At 63.9% G+C, this 995-nt stretch carries 1 protein-coding gene; it reads left to right on the forward strand.

The genetic code is table 11. The features are described from left to right. Window positions 1-960: ISAs1 family transposase (locus G6034_RS19390; RefSeq protein WP_218064095.1), on the forward strand; the 960-nt coding region annotated here is incomplete at its 5' end. Between the last annotated feature and the right edge of the window lie 35 nt (window positions 961-995).

The following is a 995-nucleotide window of genomic DNA, read 5'->3' on the forward strand; positions in this document are numbered from 1 at the left end:
GCCTCGCTGGTGGAGATGGCCGAGTGGGCGGCCGACACGGCCCGGGACCAGCTCGCCGCCTTGGGCATCGGCGCCCCGCACGCGACCACGCTCGCCCGGGTCCTGCAACGCCTGGACGCTGACGCCCTGGACCGGCTGGCAGGGACATGGGCCCCGGAAATGACAGGCGTGGCGACGATCGCCATCGATGGGAAGGAAGTCCGTGGAGCGAAGAATGGCGGCGGCGCACGGGTCCACCTGCTCTCCGGCATCGATCAGGCCACAGGGGCCGTGCTGGTGCAGGAGAACGTGTCTGAGAAGCACAACGAGATAACCTATTTCAAGCCACTGCTGGAAGGGATCAAAGACCTGAAGGGCATTGTCATATCCGCCGACGCCATGCATACGCAGCGCGAGCATGCCGACTATCTGCACTCCCGGGAAGCCCACTTCGTTTTTACCGTCAAGGCCAACCAGCCCAAACTTCATGATCAACTGCGAGGCCTGCCATGGAACCGTGTCCGTGCCGGAAACAAGACCCGCGAGAGCGCCAATGGCCGCGAGATCGAACGCACCATCAAGTGCGTCAGTCTGGCCGATGGCATCAACTTCCCCCATGCCACCCAGGCCGCACAGATCACCCGCAAGTCCAGGCCACTCGGGACCCGAAAGTGGTCGACTGAGACCGTCTACATCGTCACTTCACTGACGCCGGCACAAGGGAAACCGGAGCTCATCGGGTCCCTGATCCGCGGCCACTGGGGAATTGAGAACGGCCTGCACTGGCGCCGCGACGCTACCTGGCGGGAGGACAGGAGCCAGGTAAGGCGGGGAAACGCACCCCGGGTGATGGCCTCCCTGAGGAACATCGCCATCACCATCCTGCGCCTGGAAGGAGAAACGAACATCGCCAAAGCCACCCGCGGCGCACGCAACTATCCGCACCGCGCCCTCAAACTCGCCGGCCTCAATACCACCTAAACGACTTTGCAGTCACCCTGCTCCACCAGCGAGGT

It is taken from the genome of Arthrobacter wenxiniae (assembly GCF_013376105.1).
Taxonomy (GTDB): domain Bacteria; phylum Actinomycetota; class Actinomycetes; order Actinomycetales; family Micrococcaceae; genus Specibacter; species Specibacter wenxiniae.